Below are 20,354 nucleotides of genomic sequence, written 5' to 3'. Positions count from 1 at the left end.
CTGATGGGGGTCGGCGACATGCGGAAGTCTGGTGAGCACAGAGCCGGACCCCGGCGCTTCGCAGGACCTCCCTCCCGCGAGTCGATGTGAAGAACTCCCAGTTCTCCCGAACTCTTCGCAGCCGACACTTTTGCCTGCCCGGTGCTTCATCCCGCGGCAGCCCGGGGTCCCGCTCTGTTCACGTCATCGCACGGGACGAACGTCCCTCGTGACGCGCGGATCGGTAACCAAAATGCAATCTGGCAGGTCGGCACAGCCACCACCGGCGCGTGTAGCGTGCGGAAAGGCTCGGTCCCATCATGTGGACAATCCCGCTGCGGCCACGTGCCGCGGCTCGACTCGTAGGAGAGCAATGAAGAACTTCCGTCGTGGAACCGCGATCATCGCGGTCTCTGCGCTTGCCGGCATGGCGCTGGCCGCGTGTGGACAAAGCAAGGACGACGACAACAAGGATGCCGGCGGTTCGAACCTCGTCGTCGGCACGACCGACAAGGTCGTCTCGATCGACCCGGCCGGCTCGTACGACAACGGGTCGCTGACGGTGCAGACGCAGGTCTACCAGTACCTCCTCAACTTCCCGGCCGGCAGCACCACGCTGACACCGGACGCCGCGTCGAAGTGTGACTTCGAGCAGCCGACCGAGTACGTCTGCACGATCAAGCCCGGACTCAAGTTCGCCAACGGTCACGCGCTGACGGCCTCCGACGTCGCGTTCTCGTTCAAGCGCATCGTCAAGATCAACGACCCCAACGGCCCGGCCTCGCTGCTCGGCAACATGAAGTCGGTCGAGGCCAAGGACGACAAGACCGTCGTCTTCACCCTCAACTCGCCCAACGACCAGACGTTCGGCCAGGTGCTCGTCACCTCCGCCGGACCGATCGTCGACGAGGAGACCTACCCCGCCGACAAGGTCCTGGACGACGACGCTGCCGTCAAGGCGCAGGGCTTCTCCGGTCCCTACACGATCGGCAAGTACACCAAGGGCCAGATCGCCGAGTTCAAGGCCAACGCCGACTACGACGGTGCCTACAACAAGCCGAAGACCAAGACGATCACCCTGTCGACGTACGCCGACGCCAACAACCTGAAGCTCGACGTCCAGAACGGCAAGATCGACGTCGCATGGCGCTCGCTCACCCCGACCGACATCGCCAGCCTCGGCAAGGACGACAAGGTCAAGGTCCACAAGGGCGCCGGCGGCGAGCTCCGCTACATCGTCTTCAACATGAAGACGATGCCCGGCGACAACGACGACCAGAAGCTCGCGATCCGCAAGGCGATGGCGTCCTCGCTCGACCGCGACGAGCTCTCGACGCAGGTCTACAAGGGCACCTACACACCGGCCTACTCGGCGGTCCCGCAGGGACAGGTGGGCGCCACGGAGCCGTTCAAGGACAAGTACGGCGACAAGCCCGACAAGGCGGCCGCCAAGAAGTTCCTCGACGACGCCGGAGTCAAGACCCCGGTCACGCTCAAGCTGCAGTACAACACCGACCACTACGGCTCCTCGTCGACCGAGGAGTACAACATGGTCAAGCGCCAGCTCGAGGACACCGGCCTGTTCAAGGTCGACCTCCAGTCGACGGAGTACGTGACGTACTCCAAGGAGCGCGTCAAGGATGCCTACCCGATGTTCCAGCTCGGCTGGTTCCCGGACTTCCCGGACGCTGACAACTACGTGACGCCGTTCTTCGCGCCGAACAACTTCCTGCAGTCGCACTACAACTTCTCGGACAAGGACAACCCAGTCCCCGAGATGACGAAGCTGCTGAAGTCCGAGGCCACGGACGGCGACAAGACGTCGCGCGTCGCGACTCTGAAGCAGATCCAGGACCTCGTCGCCGACCAGGTGCCGATCCTGCCGCTGCTCACGGGCGCGCAGATCGCCGTGGCGGGCAAGGACGTGAAGGGCGTCGAGGAGACTCTCGACCCCGCGTTCAAGTTCCGCTTCACGTCGCTGTCGAAGTAAGTACGTCGGAGGGGCGGGTCCATTGGACCCGCCCCTTCCGTATGTTGTCGTCTACGGTCCTTGAGCCTGTCGAAGGACCTGACCCTCTCAAAGATCCGAGAATGAGGAACTCATGACCGCCGAAGTCCTCGCGCCGCTCGAGCCGACTCCCGCCCAACCGTCCCGCAGGCGCCGGGGGCCGCTCAGCCCTCTCGCCCGCTACATGCTGGTCCGCGTCGCCCTGATCATCCCGATGCTGTGGGTGCTCGTCACGATGGTGTTCCTGCTGATGCGCGTCATCGGCGATCCCGTGACCGCTGCCCAGGGCGGCCGCCTCAACGCCGAGCAGATCGCCGAGCGCAAGCACGCCGCCGGTCTCGACCGGCCCATGCTGACCCAGTACTGGGAGTACATCACCGGCCTCCTCCACGGCGACTTCGGCACGACGCTGACCGATCACCGCGAGATCTCGGGCATCCTCACCCACTATGGCGCCGCGACGCTCGAGCTGTCGTTCTGGGCCCTCCTCGTGGCCTTCGCCGTCGGCGTCCCGCTGGGGCGTCTCGCAGCGCGCTACCGCGACCGGCTGCCCGACGTAATCCTCCGCCTGTTCGCGATCCTCATCTATGCCGCGCCCGTGTTCTTCGTCGGCCTGCTGCTCAAGCTCGCCTTCACGCCATTCGGCTGGCCGTCGTCGGGCCGCTCGTCGACGCAGACCGAGCTCATCCTCGACAACGTGCACCCGCACACCAACATCATGATCGTCGACGCGCTCCTGTGGGGTGACCCCAAGATCATCCTCGAGGTGCTCCAGTACGCCGTGCTGCCCGCCGTCGCGCTGGGCCTGCTGACCGGCGGCGTCTTCCTCCGCCTCGTACGCATCAACCTCCTGCAGACGCTGCGCATGGACTACGTCACGGCGGCGAGAGCCCGCGGCGTGTCCGAGAGAAGGGTCGTGCGCAAGCACGCGTTCCGCAACGCGCTCGTCCCGGTCGTCACGGTCATGGGCATGCAGATCGCGCTGCTCCTGGCCGGCGCCGTGCTGACCGAGACGACGTTCGAGTGGAAGGGCATCGGCTACGAGCTGACCCAGTACCTCAAGGCCCGTGACTTCCTCGCGGTCCAGGGCATCGTCACCGCGATCGCCGTGATCGTCTGCGTCGCGAGCCTCGTGATCGACGCGATCGTCGCCCTCGTCGACCCCCGAGTGAGGTTCTGATGACTACCCGTCGCTTGAGCCTGTCGAAAGTGGTTCCCGCCGTCGTACGTCAGTCGCACGGCCTGCAGCGCTTCATGCTGCTGCTCGGCTTCGCGATCATCGGCGCGTTCGTCATCGTCGCGATCTTCGCGCCCCTGATCGCCCCCTACGGCTTCAACGCCGACCGTTCCGGCGGCGTGCTCTTCGGCACGCAGCAGGCACCGTCGGCCGACCACTGGTTCGGCACGACCGTCGGTGGCACCGACGTGCTGTCCCGCGTCATCTACGGCACCCGCACCGCGCTCGAGGTCATCGTCCTCGCGGTCGTGCTGTCGAGCCTGGTCGGGGTGCCGCTCGGTCTGCTGTCCGGCTACCTGGGTGGCTGGCTCGACCGGGTGCTCGTCCTGATCATGGACGCGCTCTACGCGTTCCCGTCCCTGCTGCTCGCGATCGTCGTGTCGATCGTGCTGACCGGCGGCGCCAGCGGCGCGCTGGGCGGCATCCTCGCCGCCGCCATATCGATCACGGTCGTGTTCGTGCCGCAGTACTACCGCGTGATCCGCAGCGCGACCCTGGCCGTCAAGGTCGAGCCCTACGTCGACTCGGCCCGGGTCGTGGGCGTGCGCACCCCGCGCATCCTCGGCCGGCACATCTTCTCCAACGTCGCGCAGAACCTGCCGGTGATCGGCACGCTCAACGCGTCCGAGGCGATCCTGACCCTCGCCGGCCTCGGCTTCCTCGGCTTCGGCATCGAGCCGTCCGCCGCCGCCGAGTGGGGCTTCGATCTCAACAAGGCCCTGCCGGACGCCTCCAACGGCATCTGGTGGACCAGCGTCTTCCCCGGCAGCGCGATCGTCCTGATCGTGCTCGGCGTGACCCTCGTGGGCGAGAGCCTCAACGACATCCTCAACCCGTTGCTGCGCACGCGCGGCGCCGAGACGACGTCGGCCGACGAGAAGGAGATCTCCGCGGAGTTCGAGGAGCTGACCGGTGACATCGAGCCGTCGGTCGAGGTCCGCAACACCGAGTCCGGCGAGAAGCGCGTCGCCGCCCTGTCGCTGTCAGACCTGGCGGTGACCTTCCGTACGGACGCCGGCCAGATCCACGCGGTCAACGGCATCTCGTTCGACGTCGCCCCGGGCGAGGTCGTGGCCGTCGTCGGCGAGTCCGGCTCCGGCAAGTCCGTCAGCTCCCGAGCCGTCCTCGGCCTGCTGCCGTCGACCGCCGCGGTGACCGGCTCGGCACGCCTCGGCGACCGCGAGCTGCTCGGCATGTCCAACAACGAGATCCGGCCGATCCGCGGTGACCAGGTCTCCATGGTCTTCCAGGAGCCGTCGACCGCGCTCAACCCGGTCTACACCGTCGGGTGGCAGATCATCGAGGGCATCCAGGCGCACAAGGAGATCTCCAAGAAGGACGCCCGCAAGCGCGCGATCGAGCTGCTCGACATGGTCGGCATGCCCGACCCCGAGCACCGCGTCGACTACTACCCGCACCAGCTGTCCGGCGGGCAGAAGCAGCGCGTCGTCATCGCAATGGCGATCGCCTGCGACCCCGACGTCATCATCGCCGACGAGCCCACGACGGCACTCGACGTCACGGTCCAGGCCGCGATCCTCGAGCTGCTGCTGTCGCTGCGCGACCGGCTCGGCACCGCGATCGTCCTGATCACGCACAACATGGGCGTCGTCGCCGACATGGCCGACCGGGTGGTCGTGATGTATCGCGGCAACATCGTCGAGCAGGCCCCGTCCGGGCAGCTGTTCGCCGAGCCCAAGCACCCCTACACGCGTGCCCTGCTCGACGCCGTCCCCCACCTCGGTCGCGAGAACGGTCCGGGACTCGTCGACGAGAACGACCTGGTGCTCAAGGTCGACGACCTGGTCGTCGAGTTCCCCGGCGGTCTCGGCCAGCCCGCCTTCCGCGCCGTCGACCACGTGTCTCTCGAGATCCGCAAGGGCGAGGTGCTCGGCCTGGTCGGCGAGTCCGGCTCGGGCAAGTCGACCATCGGGCGTACGACCGTGGGTCTCCAGCAGCCGACGAGCGGCACGATCCACGTGTCCGGCAACCAGGTCTCCGGGCTCTCCGACCGCAAGCTGCGGCCGTTGCGCTCGCGCTTCGGCTTCGTGTTCCAGGACCCGGCGTCGTCGCTCAACCCGCGCATGTCGATCGGCCAGTGCGTCGCCGAGCCGCTGCACGTCCAGACCGACATGAAGCAGTCCGAGATCGACGCCAAGGTCAGGTCGTTGCTCGACAACGTGGAGCTGGGCGGCTCGTACGTCGAGCGGTTCCCGCACGAGCTCTCCGGCGGTCAGCGCCAGCGCGTCAGCCTCGCGCGTGCCCTCGCCCTCGACCCCGACCTGCTCATCGCGGACGAGCCGACGTCGGCGCTCGACGTGTCGGTGCAGGCACGGGTGCTCGAGCTGTTCACCGAGCTCCAGCAGCGGCTGCAGTTCGCCTGCCTGTTCATCAGCCACGACCTCGCGGTCGTCGACACCCTCGCCAACCGCGTCGCGGTCATGCAGAACGGCAAGCTCGTCGAGATCGGACCGCGCGACCAGGTGCTCGGCAACCCGCAGGAGGACTACACCAAGCGGCTCATCGCGGCGGTGCCCGTACCGGATCCCGACGAGCAGCGTCGACGCCGCGAAGCCCGCGGACACCTGCTCACCGACATCTCCTAGGAGCTCGCGGGCGCTCGCTTGATGCCGAGCACGGCATGCATCGCGGCGAGCGCCCACGAGCCGGAGTCGGTGTCGCCGTGCAGCAGCCGCGCGGTGTTCATGCCGGAGGCTAGGGCGTCGAGGCTGAACGCGACCTGCTGAGGATCGGTGTCAGCGGGCAGGTCGCCGGCCTCGACGGCGGTCGTGATGTCGGCGACGAGCGTGCGACGCCATCGCTTCAGGGCGGTCGCCAGCGCGTCGTGCACGCGGCCCGGTCGGCCGTCGAACTCGAACGACACCTGGGCCACGCCGCAGCCACCCTCGAACTCGGGGTGGCCCTCGTAGTGGGCCCACGACTCGCAGATGGCCAGCAGCCGCGGGAGTCCCGGCTGGAGGTGCTGGACCGGGTCCCAGACGCGCTCCCGGAACGTCCCGAGCAAGCGCTCCAAGGTCGCGAGCTGCAGCTCCTCCTTGGAGCCGAACTGCCCGATCACCCCGGACTTGCTCATGTCGAGGTCGGTCGCGAGGCGGCCGATCGTCACGCCTTCGAGTCCGTCGACCGTGGCGATGTCGGCAGCCTTGCGGAGGATCGAGTCACGCGTCGTGAGCGCGTCCTGCGCTGATCGTCGCCCGGCCATGCCGCCATGATAGCGCACGGTCGTACGTTATTGACGTACGAACGATCGTACTCTAAATTCATCGGCATGACCGATCTCGACACCGTGGACGCCGCTCGGGTCCACTCACGCATTCCCCTCCTGCTGGCCTGCGGGGGACCGTTCCTCGCCTTCCTCGACGTGACGATCACCAACCTGGCGCTCCCCGACATCGCCACCGACTTCCATGTCGGCGTGGGCGCGCTGACCTGGGTCGTGACGCTCTACACGATCTTCTTCGCCGCGCTCCTGGCACCTGCGGGCGGATTCGCCGACATCATCAGCCGGCAGCGCCTGTTCGTCATCGGCGTCGGCACGTTCACTGCCGCGTCGTTCGTCGCGGCGGTCGCCCCGACGTACGGGACGCTCATCGCCGCGCGGGGCGTGCAGGGCGTCGGAGCGGCGATCCTGATCCCGGCGTCGCTCGCCCTCGTGCTCGCCGACACCGCGCCGGAGCGGCGGACCGCGGCCATCGGTCTCTGGAGCGCGTCGGGTGCCTTGGCTGCCGCGTTCGGCCCCGCCCTCGGCGGTGTCGTCGTCGACTCGGTCGGCTGGCGCTGGCTGTTCCTGCTCAACCTGCCGATAGGCCTCGGCCTGCTCTACGCCGCGACCAAGCTGCGCACGCCCCGGCCCGAGGGCGGGCGCGTGCCGGACCTCCTCGGCACGGCGCTGGTCACCGGCTCGGTCGGCCTGCTGATCCTGGCGATCACGAAGGGCCAGGACTGGGGCTGGTCGAGTCCCGCCACGATCACGGCGTTCGCCGCCGCCGGGGTGACGGGTGTCCTCGCGCTCCTGCGGTCGGCGCGCCACCCACGACCCGCGATCGACACGACGTTGTGGAGCAACCCGACGTACGCGATGGCCAACGTCGTGTCGCTGCTCTACGGCATCGCCCTGTACGCATCGCTCATCCTCGGTGTGCTGTTCCTGGTCGACGTGTGGGGCTACTCCGAGCTGAAGGCCGGCTTCGCGATGACCCCCGGCGCCGCCATCACGGCCGTCTCCGCGGTCGCGATCGGCAACCTCAAGCGGCGGCCTGACGCGCGGGTGCTCGTCCTGGGCGGCGGAATCGTGCTGGCTGCCAGCTGGGCCGTCGTCGCCCTCGCTCTGGACGCGGAACCGGACTTCGTGGCTCTGTGGCTCCCGGTCGGTGTGGCCCTGGGTGTCGGCTTCGGTGCCATGACCGTCGGCATCTCGTCAGCTGCGGCCCTGTCCGTGACGCCGACCCGCTTCGCCTCGGCGACGGGACTGAACGTCGCGGCCCGCCAGGTCGGCGGAGCCGTGGGAGTCGCCGTCCTCGGCGTGATCCTCGCGGCCGCGACCCCGGCAGACGGGCTGGATCCCTACCGGGCGCTGTACTGGCTCATCGCGGGTGCCGCGATCGTGGGCGGCGTGCTCGGGCTGCGGCTCGTGCTCGCACCGGCACCCGCGCCGGTCGCCGAGGAGGCGGCATGACCACCGAGATGGACAGCGCGCACCGGGAGTCGTTCGATCCCGACTGCATCGACGACGCGGTGGCAGCCGAGTGGCTCAGCCAGCTGCCCTGGCAACGCATGGTCGTCGTCGGTGACAGCGTCGCCGAAGGGGTGCGCGAACCGCTCGATGGCTACCGTAACCTCGGGTTCGCCGATCGCATCGGCGAGGCGCTTGCGGCGACCCGTCCCGGCTTCGCGTACCGCAACCTCGGAGTGCGCGGGCAACGTCTCGCCGAGATCCGGTCGACGCAGGCGGCGGCGGCGCTCGAGTTCCACCCAGACGTCACCATGGTGGTGGCCGGCGGCAACGACGTCCTCGTCGAGGCGCCTGACCTCGAGCGCGTACGCACCGAGCTCACGGAGCTGGTCACCAGCTTCACCGCCCGCGGCATCGCGGTCGTGACGATCGGCCTGTTCGACCTCGCCCGATCCGGTCTCGTCCCGGCGACGTACGCCGAGGCACTGGCAGAACGCATGGACCAGCTCGACGCGATCACGGCCGAGGTCGCCACCGAGGCCGGTGCGTGGCACGTCGACACGCACCACCATCCTCGAGCTGCTGACCCGGCGATCTACTCGAGCGACCGCATGCACTGCAATGCCCGTGGGCACGCGATCGCGTTCGCCGCGATCGCCTCGTCCCTGGCTCACCTCGACGTCTGAGCGAGCCGGGTCAGGCCTTCACGCGTACGGTCGAGCCATGAACCCGCTCGAGTCCGTACGCCGACGCGTGGGCGAGACGATCTTCTCGCGTGTCGCCGGGGACGAGGGGCCGGCGCGGCGTGATCGCATCCACTTCTCGGCCGGCCCGCGACGTTTCGCCTCCGGCTCGGCGATCTACCGCGTGCACTCCGACGCGTCGATGTTCGTCGGCGGGATCCGCGCGTTGCTGCTGCAGTCGATGCACCCGCTGGCGATGGCGGCGGTCGATGCGCACTCCGGGTTCCGGGGTGACCCGTGGGGTCGGCTGCAGCGCACCAGCACGTTCCTCGCCGAGACCACGTTCGGCACGATCGAGGACGCCGACCGGGCGGTGGCCGTGGTCCGCGCAGTGCACGAGCGGGTGCGCGGCACGGCGCCGGACGGCCGGGCGTACGCCGCGTCCGACCCGCACCTGGTGCGCTGGGTGCACGTGGCCGAGATCGACAGCTTCCTGCGGGCGCATGACCGCTACGGCGCGAAGCCGCTGGACGCCGCCGGCCGCGACGCGTACGTCGAGCAGACGGCACACGTCGCCCGTGCGCTCGGTGCCGTCGACGTGCCCGAGACGGTGGCCGAGCTCGACCAGGTCCTCGCCGACTACCGGCCGGAGCTCCAAGGAACGCCGGCAGCCCGCCGGGCAGCACGATTCATCCTCGTGCACCCACCGGTGCCGCTGACGTTGCGAGCGCCGTACGGGCTGCTGTCCGCGGCGGCCGTCGGGATGATGCCACGCTGGACCCGCTGGCCGCTGAGACTGCCCTACCTGCCGATCGTCGAGGCGACAGCCGTGCGTACGAGCGGCGTCGCGATCACCGAGGCGATCCGCTGGGCGATGGGCTCAGGCCCGCCGAGCAGGGACTAGCACTCGGCGACGCCGGGCACCTCGCACGCCTCGACGAGCGGGCCGGCGGATGCGACACGTACGAGGAGCTCGCGGAACAGTGCGGCGTCGGCATCGGAGAGGTTGCCGAGCACCGTGCGCTCGACCTGGGCGATCCGCTCCGACGCGGCCGCGTGCGCCTTGGCCCCCTTGGCGGTCAGCACGACCTGCCGCGCGCGACGGTCCGCGGGATCGGGTCGGCGCGTCACGAGTCCGGCCTTCTCGAGGTCGTCCACCAGGTAGGTCATGACCGTGCGGTCGATGCCGAGCAAGGTCGCGATCGTCGCCTGGTTGCTGCAGTCGTCGCCGTTGGCGACCGACATGACCTGGTAGCCGCGCGGGCCTCCTGGCAGATCGCTGATCGCGTCCCGGGCGTTGTCGAGATAGCTCCGCAGGATGCTGCCGAGGGCTTGGCCGAAGTCGATGGAGCCCTGCTCCGTCGTCGTCCCAGCCGTCTCGGTCATGGTGCCAGTGTAGCGAGTGCGCTCGAGCGTCGATCATCATGTTGAACGATCATCTGTATACACTATGATCTGTTTGGCAGACTATCTATCCATCAGGAGCACACATGAGCACGATCTTCCGACTCGACGCGAGCATCCGCCAGGACGGCTCGGTCACGCGGGCTGTCGCCGACACCCTCCAGGAGACGATCACCGAGGAGCTCGGCAGTCCCACCGTCGTCCGTCGTGATCTCGGCACCGGGCCCGTCGATCCGACCCTGTGGCCGCTCGCCGCGTTCGCGGGCTTCGTCCCCGAGGACCAGCGGACCCCCGAGCAGCTGGCTGCGGTCCAGCAGGCCGTGGCGTACGCCGACGAGGTCGTCTCGGCGGACGTCCTGGTGTTCGCCGTCCCGCTCTACAACTTCGGCGTCTCGCAGCACTTCAAGGCGTGGTTCGACCTCGTCGCCACGAATCCGCGGCTCTCGTTGGGCCAGAGCGAGGTCGTCGGCAGGCCGGCGTTCCTCGTGACCGCTCGCGGCGGTGGCTACGGCGCAGGGACTCCCCGCGAGGGCTGGGACCACGCGACCGGCTGGATGCGCCGCGTGCTCGAGGACGTCTGGGGACTCGACCTCGACGTCATCGAGACCGAGCTGACGCTGGCCGAGGTCACCCCGCAGATGGCTGAGCTGCGCGACCTCGCTCGCGAGCAGCTGGCCGAGTCGCACGAGACCGCGCGCCAGAGTGGTCGATCGGTGACGATCAAGCTCCGCCCGGCAGCCTGATCCACGGGTGCCGGGGAGGAAGGGCCTCCCCGGCACCCTTTCGCCCATGTGTGGCCACTGCTCAACGGGGTACGCCCGCCCTGAAGGAGTGGTCAATGTGAAGAAGCTGACAGTGCTCGTCATCGGCGCCGCCGGGTACGTTCTTGGTGCCCGCGCCGGACGTGAGCGTTATGAACAGATCAAGCGCCAGGCGACCAAGGCCTGGCAGAACCCCACGGTCCAGAGCGCGGTCGACGACGTCCAGACCCAGGCCAAGCATGCCGGGTCCGAGATGGGCAGCAAGGTCGGCGCCAAGGTCGCTGACGTCGCGGGCGACGCGAAGTCCAAGATCGCCGACAAGGTCAAGGGCCATGACACCGACCCGGCGTCCGACAACTACCGGCCCGGCGACGAGGTCATCGGCCCCCCGCCCGTACCGAGTGAGTCGCCCATCGCGGACGCGCATCGGCAGGGGATCTCATGACGGGTCCCCGTACGCCCACGTCCGAGGCATCGACCGGTGAGCTGATCGCCCAGGCCACCGACGACATCTCGACCCTGATCCGCAACGAGATCCAGCTCGCCAAGCGCGACCTCGCCACCAGTGGCAAGCGTCTCGGGGTGGGCGCCGGGATGTTCGGCGTCGCCGGCACCCTGGCGCTGTACGGGCTCGGCGCGCTGGTCGCGGCCGGGATCCTCGGGATCGCCGAGGAGCTCGACGCCTGGCTGGCCGCCCTCATCGTCGGCGGCGGGTTGTTCGTCCTCGCCGGACTGGCCGGACTGATCGGCAAGATGCGGGTCAGCCGGGTCGCGGAGCCACCCAAGGAGCGCGTCGCCAGCGTCAAGGCCGACGTCGCCGCTGCGCGTCACGGAGCCGCGTCATGACCGCGCTCGAGCAGGACATCGAGGAGACGCGGGCGCACCTCGGGCAGACGGTCGACGCACTGGCCGCCAAGGCCGACGCCGGCAAGAAGCGTGCGGGTCTCATTGCGCTCATGGGGGTTGCTGCGGTTGCCGGCATCGTGTTGTGGCGGCGCTTCGGGTGACTTCCCGCCTCCAAGGCCGAGCCTTTCGACTCGCGGCCTCGCGGATCCCTTGTTGGGCGACCGCCGGTGGCGCCTTCGGCGCGGAAGGGCGGTCGCGTCGATGGGGCCCGACTCGAGTCACTTGCTTGTTTCACTGAATGAGAATGGCCCTCCCACCATGGTCTTGGTGGAAGGGCCATTTTCGACTGACCCGTGTTGGGAGGGCCATTCTCATTCAGTGGAGCCGAGGGGACTCGAACCCCTAACCCCCTGCTTGCAAAGCAGGTGCGCTACCAATTGCGCCACGGCCCCGTGGTCGTGCTGGTCCGGGATCAGACCTTGTCGCTGGCGGCCGCCCACGTGTCGGTCGGCTTGCTCTTCGACTTCGACAGGGCCCAGAAGACACCGGCCGCTGCGAGCCCGAGGGCGATGATCTTCTTCATGGAACCTCCTGTGCGAGTGGGCGTACGAGGACTTGAACCTCGGACCTCATCCTTATCAGGGATGCGCTCTAACCAAGCTGAGCTATACGCCCGCAACAGCGGTGAACTTTACCGCACCGCCTGCCGGTCTCCCAAAACGGGGAGGGGTCTTACTTCTCTTCGGCGAACGTGACCTCCACACCACCGAGGAGCTGCGCCGCGAGGTTGTAGAGATGAGCGCCGATCGTGGCCAGTGCTGTCGTCAGGATGACGTTGATCGCCGACAGCACCAGGGTCAGGCCGACCATGCGACCGAAGCCCAGGTAGTCCGTGATGTTGAAGCTCGTCGAGTCGTCGCTCAGGACCGAGGTGACGCTGCCGTTGATCTGGTCCCAGACGCCGGTGGCCTCCATGACGACCCAGAAGATCGACACGGCGACAACCGCCACGATCATCATCGCGACCGAGATGGCGAACGCCATGCGAGTGACCGACCACGGCTCGATGTGGGTCAGCCGGAGGCTCGCCCGGCGCTCCTTCTTGGACTTCGACTCCGACTCCTCGAAGGACGCGCCGGACTTCGTGGTGGCCTGGCCGTCCACCGGCTGGTCCACCGTGTCCTTGACTGCCGGGATGACAGCCGTGGTCGCGGGCGAGGGCTTGGTCGTACGCGCGTAGTCCGCGGCGGTCAGTGGCCGGCTGTCGGACGACTCGTCGTCGGAGTCATCCGACGTCGGCTCGGCCGAGACCGGACGCGGGCGGCCCTTGTCGGTGCGCGGGCCGTTCGTCGAGCCGTTGCGCGAAGCCGATGACTTCTTGGCCGGGGTGGGCGCACCTCCCGAGCGCTTCGCGCTCGGGGCACTCTTCGCAGGCTTGGGGATCCGGGGGACCTCCTGCGTCGGCGCCGCGTCTGCCGCGCTGGAACCCGGCGCGGAGGTCGGGTCCTGCTTGTCGTCTTCGGTCACTGATCCTGGTCCTCGTCGGTCGACGTCTCTTCGGCCTGCGCTTCATCTTGCGGGAGCTCGGTGTTGCGCGCGATGGTCACGACCCGGTCATCCCCCTTGAACTTCACGAAGCTCACACCCATCGTGCCACGCCCTGTCGGATTGACACCTGAGACGAGGCTTCGAGTGACCTGACCAGCGGCCGTCACCGAGATGACGTCGTCGGTGTCGACGAGCACCAGGCCGCCGACGAGCTCACCGCGGTTCTCGGTGATCTGCATGGCCTTGATGCCGAGTCCACCACGGCCTTGCAGGCGATACTGCTCGACCGGGGTCTTCTTGGCGAAGCCACCGTCGGTGACCGTGAAGACGTAGAGCTGGTCCTCCTCGGGCACGTCAGTGGACTCCAGCGCCCCGGCGGACCGGCGGATGACCGACATCGAGAGCATCGAGTCGGCCTCGCGGAACTTCATGCCCGTGACGCCGGACGTCGCGCGGCCCATCGGGCGCAGCTGCTCGTCGTCGGCCCGGAAGCGGATGGCCTGCGCCTTGCGGGAGATCAGCAGCAGGTCGTCCTCAGGGGTGACCAGCTCGGCTCCGATCAGCTCGTCGTCCTCGTCGCGGAAGTTGATCGCGATGACGCCGGCCTGGCGCGGGCTGTTGTAGTCGCCGAGGCGCGTCTTCTTGACCAGGCCCTTCTTGGTCGCGAGGACCAGGTAGGGCGCCTGCTCGTAGTCACGGATCGCCAGGACCTGCGCGATCTCCTCGTCGGGCTGGAACGACAGCAACCCGGCGACGTGTCCGCCCTTGGCGTCGCGCCCGGCTTCGGGCAGCTGATAGGCCTTGGCGCGATAGACCCGCCCGGCCGTGGTGAAGAAGAGGATCCAGTGGTGGCTCGTCGTGGCGAACATGTGCTCGACGAGGTCGTCGCCCCGCAGGGCGGCACCGCGTACGCCCTTGCCGCCGCGGTTCTGCACCCGGTAGAGGTCGGTCTTGGTGCGCTTGGCGTATCCGCCCTTGGTGATCGTGACCACGACCTCCTCGTCGGGGATCAGGTCCTCGTCGGACAGGTCGCCGTCGGCGGGGATGATGTTGGAGCGGCGGTCCTCGCCGTACTTGTCGACGATCGCGGCGAGCTCGTCGGACACGATCTGACGCTGGCGCTCGGGCTTGGCGAGGATGTCCTTGTAGTCGGCGATCTCGCGCTCGAGCTCGTCGAGCGTGTCCATGATCTTCTGGCGCTCGAGGGCCGCGAGGCGGCGCAGCTGCATCTCGAGGATCGCGTTGGCCTGCAGGTCGTCGATGTCGAGCAGGCCGATCAGGCCCTGGCGAGCCTCGTCGACCGTCGGGCTGCGACGGATCAGGGCGATGACCTCGTCGAGGGCGTCGAGCGCCTTGGCGAGTCCGCGGAAGATGTGCGCCTTGGCCTCGGCCTCGTCGAGGAGGTACTGGGTGCGGCGCTGGATGACTTCGATCTGGTGGTTGATCCAGTTGCTGACGAACCCGTCGAGCGTGAGGGTGCGCGGCACCTCGTCGACCAGCGCCAGCATGTTGGCGCTGAAGTTGGTCTGCAGCTCGGTGTGCTTGTAGAGGTTGTTGAGCACGACCCGGGCGATGGCGTCCTTGCGGATCTCGACCACGATGCGGCGGCCGACGCGCGACGACGACTCGTCGCGCAGGTCCGAGATGCCCTGGATGCGCCCGGCGTTGACCAGGTCGGCGATCTTGCGCATGAGGTTGTCGGGGTTGACCTGGTAGGGCAGCCCGGTCACCACGAGCTGGATGCGGCCCTTGGTGTCCTCCTCGATCGACACGATCGCGCGCATCATGATCGAGCCGCGACCCGTGCGATACATGTCCTCGATGCCCTTGGTGCCGACGATCAGCGCGTCGGACGGGAAGTCGGGGCCCTTGACCCGCTCGATCAGCGCCTCGAGCAGCTCTTCCTTGGTGGCGTCGGGGTTGGCGAGCGCCCACTGGGCGCCTTCGGCGACCTCACGCAGGTTGTGCGGCGGGATGTTGGTCGCCATGCCGACCGCGATGCCGGCCGAGCCGTTGACCAGCAGGTTGGGGATGCGCGACGGCAGGACCGTCGGCTCCTGCGAGCGACCGTCGTAGTTGGGGCGGAAGTCGACGGTGTTCTTGTCGATGTCGCGCACCATCTCCATGGCGATCGGCGCGAGCCGGCACTCGGTGTAACGCATGGCGGCCGCGCCGTCGTCGCCGGGCGAGCCGAAGTTGCCCTGCCCGTCGATCATCGGTGCGCGCATGACCCAGGGCTGCGCGAGGCGTACGAGGGTGTCGTAGATCGCGGTGTCGCCGTGCGGGTGGTACTGACCCATGACGTCACCGACGATGCGCGAGCACTTGGAGAAACCGCGGTCGGGTCGGTAGCCGCCGTCGAACATCGCGTAGAGCACGCGGCGGTGCACCGGCTTGAGGCCGTCGCGTACGTCCGGGAGCGCGCGCGACACGATCACGCTCATCGCGTAGTCGATGTAGGAGCGCTGCATCTCGTCCTGCAGCTCGACGGCTTCGATCCGGTCGTGCTCGGGAGGTGTGGTGTCAGTCATCAGTGAGCCCTGTCAGGTCAGATGTCGAGGAAGCGGACGTCTTTGGCGTTGCGCTGGATGAACGAGCGTCGCTGCTCGACGTCCTCGCCCATCAGGATCGTGAACATCTCGTCGGCCATGGCGGCGTCCTCGAGCGTCACCTGGCGCAGGATGCGGTTGGCTGGATCCATCGTGGTGTCCCACAGCTCGCTGTCGTTCATCTCGCCCAGACCCTTGTAGCGCTGGATCTGCTGGCCGACCTCCTTGGGCAGGCGCTTGCCGTCGGCGGCACCGGCCTTGAGCATCGCGTCGCGCTCGGCGTCGGAGTAGGCGAGCTCGTCGGGCGAGTTGCTCCACTTGATCTTGTAGAGCGGCGGCTGCGCGAGGTAGACGTGGCCACCGTCGATCAGCGGCTTCATGAACCGGAACAGCAGCGTCAGCAGCAACGTCGAGATGTGCTGGCCGTCGACATCGGCATCGGCCATCAGCACGATCTTGTGATAGCGCAGCTTGTCGATGTCGAAGTCGTCGTGCACGCCGGTGCCGAGCGCCGAGATGATCGCCTGCACCTCGGCGTTCTGCAGGATCTTGTCGATGCGGGCCTTCTCGACGTTGAGGATCTTGCCGCGCAGCGGAAGGATCGCCTGCGTACGGGGATCGCGGCCGCCCTTGGCCGAGCCGCCGGCGGAGTTGCCCTCGACGATGAAGACCTCGCACTCCTCGGGGTTGCGAGAGGAGCAGTCGGCGAGCTTGCCCGGCAGGCCGCCACCGCCGAGGAAGCCCTTGCGGTTGCGGGCGAGGTCGCGCGCCTTGCGGGCCGCCATGCGGGCGGTCGCGGCGTCGATCGACTTGCGGACGATCGTCTTGCCCTCGGTCGGGTGCTGCTCGAACCAGGCACCGAGCTCGTCGTTGAGGACGGACTGCACGTAGGACTTCGCCTCGCTGTTGCCCAGCTTGGTCTTGGTCTGGCCCTCGAACTGGGGCTCCTCGAGCTTGATCGAGACGATCGCGGTGAGCCCCTCGCGGATGTCCTCGCCCGAGAGGTTGTCGGCGGCCTTCTTGATGAGGCCCTGCGCCGTGGCGAACTTGTTGACCGTCGTGGTCAACGCGGCGCGGAAGCCTTCTTCGTGCGTGCCGCCCTCGTGCGTGTTGATCGTGTTGGCGAACGTGTGGACCGACTCGATGAAGCTGTCGTTCCATTGCATCGCGATCTCGAGCGACAGTCCCTTGGACTCGTCCTCGGACTCGATCGAGATGACCTCGCGGTGGATCGGCGACTTGCTGCCGACGTTGATGTGCTCGACGTAGTCGACCAGGCCCTTGTCGAAGCGGAACCGGGCATCGCGCTCGACGGCGTCGACCGGGGTGTCACCCTCGGACGCCTCCTGGGCCTCCTCGCGGTCGTCGCGCAGCACGAGCTCGAGGCCCTTGTTGAGGAACGCCATCTCGCGGAAGCGGGTCTTGAGCGTCTCGTAGCTGTAGACCGTGCTCTCGAAGATGTCCTCGCTGGCGTAGAACGTCGTCGTCGTGCCGGTCTCGTCGGTCTTCTCGTGGCGCTCGAGCGGGGCGTCCGGCACGCCGTAGGTGAAGGACTGCGTCCAGCGGTAGCCGTCGCGCTTGACCTCGACGTGGAGCTTGGTCGACAGCGCGTTGACGACCGAGACGCCGACACCGTGCAGACCACCGGAGACCTTGTAGCCGCCGCCGCCGAACTTGCCGCCGGCGTGCAGCGAGGTGAGGACCAGCGTGACGGCCGGCATCTTCTCGGTCGGGTGCTCGTCGACGGGGATGCCGCGGCCGTCGTCGACGACGCGGACGCCGCCGTCGGCCTGGAGGGTCACCGCGATGTGGGAGGCGTAGCCCGCGAGCGCTTCGTCGACCGAGTTGTCGACGACCTCGTAGACGAGGTGGTGGAGCCCGCGTTCACCGGTCGAGCCGATGTACATGCCGGGGCGCTTGCGAACCGCCTCCAGACCTTCGAGGACCTGAATGTTGCTGGCGTCGTACGAGGCTTCAGGATCTGGAGTTTGGCTCACCCATCCAGTATACGGGCCGTTATGTGCGTCTCAGCGTTTACCCACAGTTCCCGGGCGGCGTGGCGTGGCCGTGACTTGCCCCTGAGAGCGACAAAATGGCGGCTGTGACGATGGCGCAGACCCTCCGTCAACCTCGGGTATGTCCGCCTGGCCCCTGAGTCGCCCATTCGGCGATGTCTCCGCGACGCGCCGGGCACGACTTGGGCGCCATCGGGCATCGTAGAGGAATGAGCACGACAGCCATTCGCCGAGACACCGCACTGCCGGCGCTCGTCGCTGCGCTCGCGGCCGCGGTGACGCTCGTCGTCATGGTCCGGGTCGCGCTCCAGTCGTCCCGGGGTCAGCAGTGGGACGACGACGCGATGCGCACCGTCGTAGCCGGCCGCGACACGAAGCTCACCCTGCTGAGTGGTCTCGGCTATGTGTCGATCGGGGCGATCGTCGCCGTCGTCGTGGCCTGCGCGGGCGTCGCCCTGCTCCGCGGCAAGGTCCGGCTGGCGATCGGAGCCGCCGTCATCATCGGCGGTGCCGACATCACGACCCAGGTCCTCAAGCACTCGTTCCTCGACCGGCCCGACTTCGGTCTCGGCGTGCTCAACAGCCTGCCGAGCGGTCATACGACGGTGGTCGCCAGCGGCGTCGGTGCTGCCTTGCTCGTCGCACCAGGAGGTTTGCGCCCCCTCGTCGCGGCAGCCGGCGGCTTCGCCACGACCCTCACGGGTGCCTCGACGATCGTCGCCGGTTGGCACCGGCCCGCCGACGTGGTCGCCGCGCTCGCCGTCAGCCTGCTCTGGACCGGGCTCGTCGCCTGGCGGCTGCACGGACCCAGGACCCCGGTGACCGGGACGTTCGTCAGCGCGCTGCTGGGCTGCGGCGCCGCGCTGGCCTTCCTCGTCGTGGTCGGGGTGCGCCCGGCGTACGGCTGGGTCGGGTTCACCCAGGCGTCACTCGTGCTCGGTGCGGTCACCGCCATCACGGCCGCCTTCGTCGTGCTGGCCGCAGCCGTCTCGCCAGCTGAGTAGACCCTCAGCCGTAGGTGTCTCTCGGGCCGCGGGCGCCGCGGATCGAGCGCGGGCCCTTCTTCCACGACGGTGCCTGGGGTCCCCGCACCACGATCCGCAGCACGGACCCGTCGCCCATCAGCTCGTTGAGCTTCGCCACGATGCGTGGCGCCAGCAGCCGCAGCTGCGTGGCCCAGGCCGTCGAGTCGGTCCGGACCTCGACCTCGCCGTCGTCGAAGGCGATGACCTCGGAGTGCTGGGCGACCTCCGGCCCGACGATGCCGGCCCAGTCGGTGAAGACCCGCTGGGCGGCCAGCCGTTCGTCCCAGCCCTGGTCGTTGACGACCTCGCCCAGCAGGTCCGCGAGCAGGCTCGGCTCGTCGCGCGCACCGCGAGCCGGCTTGGCCGGGCGTACGCGACGCTTGCCCGGTGCAGGCGCCGGCGAGCCCTTGCCCCGGTAGGACTTGGCGATGTCGCGCGCGAGGTCGAGACCGTCGTCGCGCGGCGCGGGGCTGTCGGACTCAGTCACGGACGACCTCACCTCCTGCGACGTTGAAGCGGTGACCCTTGAGCGCGTCGGGCACGTCGTCGGCCACCGCCGCGGTGACCAGCACCTGCTCGGCGTCGCCGACGAGCTCGGCGAGCTGCTGGCGGCGGCCCTGGTCGAGCTCGGCGAACACGTCATCGAGGATCAGCACGGGATCGTCCTCATCCTCGCGCAACAGCTCGAAGGAGGCGAGCCTCAAGGCCAGCGCCAAGGACCAGGCCTCGCCATGACTTGCGTAGCCCTTGGCCGGCAGGTCGCCGATCATCAGCGTCACGTCGTCGCGGTGCGGGCCGACGAGGCTGATCCCGCGGTCCATCTCGTCGCCCCGCCGCCGGGCGATCTCGTCGAGGAGTGCCTGACGGATCGTGTCCTGGTCGCGCAGGTCGGCGTCCAGCTCGAGCGACGGCTTGTAGGTCGCGGTGACCTCGCGACGGTCGGGTGCCGCGGCGGCGGCGACGCGTACGTACGCCTCGGCGAGGTGTGGGGCGAGTGCGTCGAGCAGCAACAGCCGGGTCGAGACCAGCTCGGCTCCGGTGCGGGCGAGGTTGTCGTCCCAGATGTCGAGCGTCGCGATCTCGACGTTGCGACGGCCGCGAGCCGACTTGAGCAGGGTGTTGCGCTGCTTGAGCACCCGGTCGTAGTCGGCGCGTACGCCCGCGAGTCGCGGCGTGCGCAGCACGAGGAGCGAGTCGAGGAACCGCCGCCGGTCGGACGGGTCGCCCTTGACCAGCGCCAGGTCCTCGGGCGAGAACATCACGGTGCGCAGCACGCCGACGAGGTCGCGAGTGCGCGGCAGAGCACCGCGGTTGATCCGTGCGCGGTTGGCCTTGCCCGGTGTGATCTCCAGCTCGAGCAGTGCGGTGCGATCGCCCTTGACGACGTCAGCACGTACGACGGCACGCTCCGCGCCGGCCCGGATCAGCGGTGCGTCGCTCGACACCCGGTGCGAGTCGAGCCTCGACAGGTAGTCGATCGCCTCGACCAGGTTGGTCTTGCCCTGGCCGTTGGACCCGATGAACGCCGTGGCGCCGGGCTCCAGGTCGATCTCGACGGAGTCGTACGACCGGAAGTCGTGCAGGGTCAGGCGACTGACGTGCACGG

At 68.5% G+C, this 20,354-nt stretch carries 18 protein-coding genes and 2 tRNA genes; 11 read left to right on the top strand and 9 right to left on the bottom strand.

The genetic code is table 11. The annotated features are described in order from the left end of the window. Window positions 1-352: 352 nt before the first annotated feature. From ASE12_RS11795 to ASE12_RS20705, 3 genes are all read left to right on the top strand, one after another. On the top strand, window positions 353-1,969 hold the full coding sequence (locus tag ASE12_RS11795) for an ABC transporter substrate-binding protein (RefSeq protein WP_056400634.1): 1,617 nt from the start codon (window positions 353-355) through the stop codon (window positions 1,967-1,969). A gap of 112 nt (window positions 1,970-2,081) precedes the next feature. Then, a complete protein-coding gene (locus tag ASE12_RS11790) occupies window positions 2,082-3,167 on the top strand; it encodes an ABC transporter permease (protein ID WP_082582229.1) in 1,086 nt (361 codons plus the stop codon). 29 nt (window positions 3,168-3,196) lie between these two features. Beyond that, window positions 3,197-5,830, top strand: coding sequence for a dipeptide ABC transporter ATP-binding protein (locus ASE12_RS20705; RefSeq protein WP_162255482.1), 2,634 nt, complete (start codon window positions 3,197-3,199; stop codon window positions 5,828-5,830). Here ASE12_RS20705 and ASE12_RS11780 read toward each other — a convergent pair. Next, window positions 5,827-6,447: a TetR/AcrR family transcriptional regulator gene (locus ASE12_RS11780; RefSeq protein ID WP_056400631.1), complete on the bottom strand. Its 621-nt coding sequence runs from the start codon at window positions 6,445-6,447 to the stop codon at window positions 5,827-5,829. The genes ASE12_RS20705 and ASE12_RS11780 overlap by 4 nt on opposite strands. A 66-nt stretch (window positions 6,448-6,513) precedes the next feature. On the opposite strand from ASE12_RS11780, the gene ASE12_RS11775 reads away from it, so the two are divergent. Genes ASE12_RS11775 through ASE12_RS11765 form a run of 3 tightly spaced genes read left to right on the top strand, consistent with a single transcriptional unit; the run spans window position 6,514 to window position 9,504 of the window. Beyond that, window positions 6,514-7,920 (top strand): DHA2 family efflux MFS transporter permease subunit, encoded by a 1,407-nt coding sequence (locus ASE12_RS11775; RefSeq protein WP_056400628.1) that lies wholly within the window; start codon window positions 6,514-6,516, stop codon window positions 7,918-7,920. Beyond that, a complete protein-coding gene (locus tag ASE12_RS11770; RefSeq protein WP_082582227.1) occupies window positions 7,917-8,603 on the top strand; it encodes an SGNH/GDSL hydrolase family protein in 687 nt (228 codons plus the stop codon). Before ASE12_RS11775 ends, ASE12_RS11770 begins: the two co-directional genes overlap by 4 nt. A gap of 37 nt (window positions 8,604-8,640) precedes the next feature. Then, entirely contained in the window at window positions 8,641-9,504 is an 864-nt protein-coding gene (locus tag ASE12_RS11765) for an oxygenase MpaB family protein (RefSeq protein WP_056400626.1), read from the top strand. Here ASE12_RS11765 and ASE12_RS11760 read toward each other — a convergent pair. Beyond that, the gene (locus ASE12_RS11760) at window positions 9,501-9,986 is read right to left on the bottom strand and encodes a MarR family winged helix-turn-helix transcriptional regulator (RefSeq protein ID WP_082582226.1); all 486 of its coding nucleotides are present in this window, start codon (window positions 9,984-9,986) and stop codon (window positions 9,501-9,503) included. The two genes, ASE12_RS11765 and ASE12_RS11760, sit on opposite strands and share 4 nt — an antisense overlap. 104 nt (window positions 9,987-10,090) lie before the next feature. On the opposite strand from ASE12_RS11760, the gene ASE12_RS11755 reads away from it, so the two are divergent. The 4 genes from ASE12_RS11755 to ASE12_RS19770 all read left to right on the top strand — a co-directional run bounded on the left by ASE12_RS11755 (window position 10,091) and on the right by ASE12_RS19770 (window position 11,772). Then, window positions 10,091-10,747 carry an FMN-dependent NADH-azoreductase gene (locus tag ASE12_RS11755; RefSeq protein WP_056400624.1) on the top strand — a complete coding sequence of 219 codons (657 nt, stop codon included), beginning with the start codon at window positions 10,091-10,093 and terminating at the stop codon, window positions 10,745-10,747. 97 nt (window positions 10,748-10,844) lie between these two features. Beyond that, window positions 10,845-11,210 carry a YtxH domain-containing protein gene (locus ASE12_RS11750; RefSeq protein WP_200955008.1) on the top strand — a complete coding sequence of 122 codons (366 nt, stop codon included), beginning with the start codon at window positions 10,845-10,847 and terminating at the stop codon, window positions 11,208-11,210. Then, window positions 11,207-11,611 carry a phage holin family protein gene (locus tag ASE12_RS11745; protein WP_056400622.1) on the top strand — a complete coding sequence of 135 codons (405 nt, stop codon included), beginning with the start codon at window positions 11,207-11,209 and terminating at the stop codon, window positions 11,609-11,611. The genes ASE12_RS11750 and ASE12_RS11745 overlap by 4 nt, the downstream gene beginning before the upstream one ends. Beyond that, the gene (locus tag ASE12_RS19770) at window positions 11,608-11,772 is read left to right on the top strand and encodes a DUF3618 domain-containing protein (protein ID WP_082582225.1); all 165 of its coding nucleotides are present in this window, start codon (window positions 11,608-11,610) and stop codon (window positions 11,770-11,772) included. The genes ASE12_RS11745 and ASE12_RS19770 overlap by 4 nt, the downstream gene beginning before the upstream one ends. 218 nt (window positions 11,773-11,990) lie before the next feature. Here ASE12_RS19770 and ASE12_RS11740 read toward each other — a convergent pair. The 5 genes from ASE12_RS11740 to gyrB all read right to left on the bottom strand — a co-directional run bounded on the left by ASE12_RS11740 (window position 11,991) and on the right by gyrB (window position 17,705). Next, window positions 11,991-12,063: transfer RNA gene (locus ASE12_RS11740), tRNA-Ala, on the bottom strand. Window positions 12,064-12,211: 148 nt separating this feature from the next. After that, window positions 12,212-12,286 (bottom strand) — tRNA-Ile (locus ASE12_RS11735). A 57-nt stretch (window positions 12,287-12,343) separates the two neighbouring features. After that, window positions 12,344-13,138 carry a DUF3566 domain-containing protein gene (locus ASE12_RS11730; protein WP_235508898.1) on the bottom strand — a complete coding sequence of 265 codons (795 nt, stop codon included), beginning with the start codon at window positions 13,136-13,138 and terminating at the stop codon, window positions 12,344-12,346. Further along, a complete protein-coding gene (gyrA, locus tag ASE12_RS11725; RefSeq protein WP_056400615.1) occupies window positions 13,135-15,690 on the bottom strand; it encodes a DNA gyrase subunit A in 2,556 nt (851 codons plus the stop codon). Before gyrA ends, ASE12_RS11730 begins: the two co-directional genes overlap by 4 nt. 17 nt (window positions 15,691-15,707) lie before the next feature. After that, window positions 15,708-17,705 (bottom strand): DNA topoisomerase (ATP-hydrolyzing) subunit B, encoded by a 1,998-nt coding sequence (gene gyrB / locus ASE12_RS11720; protein WP_056400614.1) that lies wholly within the window; start codon window positions 17,703-17,705, stop codon window positions 15,708-15,710. A gap of 227 nt (window positions 17,706-17,932) precedes the next feature. Between gyrB and ASE12_RS11715 the strand changes: the two genes are divergently transcribed. Next, a complete protein-coding gene (locus tag ASE12_RS11715) occupies window positions 17,933-18,727 on the top strand; it encodes a phosphatase PAP2 family protein (protein ID WP_056400613.1) in 795 nt (264 codons plus the stop codon). Window positions 18,728-18,731: 4 nt separating this feature from the next. Here ASE12_RS11715 and ASE12_RS11710 read toward each other — a convergent pair whose 3' ends face one another. Both ASE12_RS11710 and recF read right to left on the bottom strand, forming a co-directional pair. Beyond that, the gene (locus ASE12_RS11710; protein WP_056400610.1) at window positions 18,732-19,235 is read right to left on the bottom strand and encodes a DUF721 domain-containing protein; all 504 of its coding nucleotides are present in this window, start codon (window positions 19,233-19,235) and stop codon (window positions 18,732-18,734) included. Next, entirely contained in the window at window positions 19,228-20,352 is a 1,125-nt protein-coding gene (recF, locus tag ASE12_RS11705; protein WP_056400607.1) for a DNA replication/repair protein RecF, read from the bottom strand. Before recF ends, ASE12_RS11710 begins: the two co-directional genes overlap by 8 nt. Between the last annotated feature and the right edge of the window lie 2 nt (window positions 20,353-20,354).

It is taken from the genome of Aeromicrobium sp. Root236 (assembly GCF_001428805.1).
Taxonomy (GTDB): domain Bacteria; phylum Actinomycetota; class Actinomycetes; order Propionibacteriales; family Nocardioidaceae; genus Aeromicrobium.
Note: the sequence above shows the minus strand (reverse complement) of the source record. Positions and strands in the feature narration are given on the sequence as shown.

What these genes read in the sequence shown, in the direction of transcription:
- ASE12_RS11795 (WP_056400634.1), top strand. Translation starts at nt 353, where the DNA reads ATGAAGAACTTCCGTCGTGGAACCGCGATCATCGCGGTCTCTGCGCTT.
- ASE12_RS11790 (WP_082582229.1), top strand. Translation starts at nt 2,082, where the DNA reads ATGACCGCCGAAGTCCTCGCGCCGCTCGAGCCGACTCCCGCCCAACCG.
- ASE12_RS11780 (WP_056400631.1), bottom strand. Translation starts at nt 6,447, where the DNA reads ATGGCCGGGCGACGATCAGCGCAGGACGCGCTCACGACGCGTGACTCG.
- ASE12_RS11775 (WP_056400628.1), top strand. Translation starts at nt 6,514, where the DNA reads ATGACCGATCTCGACACCGTGGACGCCGCTCGGGTCCACTCACGCATT.
- ASE12_RS11770 (WP_082582227.1), top strand. Translation starts at nt 7,917, where the DNA reads ATGACCACCGAGATGGACAGCGCGCACCGGGAGTCGTTCGATCCCGAC.
- ASE12_RS11765 (WP_056400626.1), top strand. Translation starts at nt 8,641, where the DNA reads ATGAACCCGCTCGAGTCCGTACGCCGACGCGTGGGCGAGACGATCTTC.
- ASE12_RS11760 (WP_082582226.1), bottom strand. Translation starts at nt 9,986, where the DNA reads ATGACCGAGACGGCTGGGACGACGACGGAGCAGGGCTCCATCGACTTC.
- ASE12_RS11755 (WP_056400624.1), top strand. Translation starts at nt 10,091, where the DNA reads ATGAGCACGATCTTCCGACTCGACGCGAGCATCCGCCAGGACGGCTCG.
- ASE12_RS11745 (WP_056400622.1), top strand. Translation starts at nt 11,207, where the DNA reads ATGACGGGTCCCCGTACGCCCACGTCCGAGGCATCGACCGGTGAGCTG.
- ASE12_RS19770 (WP_082582225.1), top strand. Translation starts at nt 11,608, where the DNA reads ATGACCGCGCTCGAGCAGGACATCGAGGAGACGCGGGCGCACCTCGGG.
- gyrA (WP_056400615.1), bottom strand. Translation starts at nt 15,690, where the DNA reads ATGACTGACACCACACCTCCCGAGCACGACCGGATCGAAGCCGTCGAG.
- ASE12_RS11715 (WP_056400613.1), top strand. Translation starts at nt 17,933, where the DNA reads ATGAGCACGACAGCCATTCGCCGAGACACCGCACTGCCGGCGCTCGTC.